We start from the raw sequence: 476 nt of genomic DNA, 5'->3' as shown, positions 1-476 counted from the left end.
GATTGCGTGGAAACAGCGTTCACGCCTTCACTCCGCCGACTTCACCCAGCACCTCGTCGAGGGCGCCGATCAGGACGTCGGCATTGTCGCGCGAGAACGGCATGGGCGGGCGGATCTTCAGCACATTGCCGTGGATCCCGGTCTTGCCCATGAGCACACCGCGGTGGCGCATGCGGTTGGCGACCTGCTCGGCAATGTCGGGCGCCGGCTCGCGCGTCTCGCGGTCGTGAACCAGTTCGGCGCCGAAGAACAGGCCGGCGCCCCTGACCTCGCCGATGCATTCATGGCGCTCGGCCAGCGGGCGCAGCAGACCGAGCGCATAGGCGCCGACGTCACGTGCGTTGGCGACGAGATCTTCCTGCTCGATGACGTCGAGGACGGCATTGGCCACCGCGCAGGAAACCGGATTGCCGCCAAAGGTGTTGAAGTAACGGAAAGCGTTGCGGAAGGTCGCCAATGTGTCCTTGGTGGTGACC

At 65.5% G+C, this 476-nt stretch carries 1 protein-coding gene; it reads right to left on the bottom strand.

Annotation, left to right across the window (positions count from 1 at the left end; translation table 11 throughout):
• Positions 1-19 precede the first annotated feature (19 nt).
• Positions 20-476 (bottom strand): aminotransferase class III-fold pyridoxal phosphate-dependent enzyme (locus tag EN885_RS33095; protein WP_128335263.1); only part of this gene is annotated, 457 nt, incomplete at its 5' end.

It is taken from the genome of Mesorhizobium sp. M6A.T.Cr.TU.014.01.1.1 (assembly GCF_004022765.1).
In the GTDB taxonomy this organism is placed as follows: Bacteria; Pseudomonadota; Alphaproteobacteria; order Rhizobiales; family Rhizobiaceae; genus Mesorhizobium; species Mesorhizobium mediterraneum.
The sequence above is the reverse complement of the archived record's forward strand: the minus strand, read 5'-3'. Positions and strand labels throughout refer to the sequence as shown.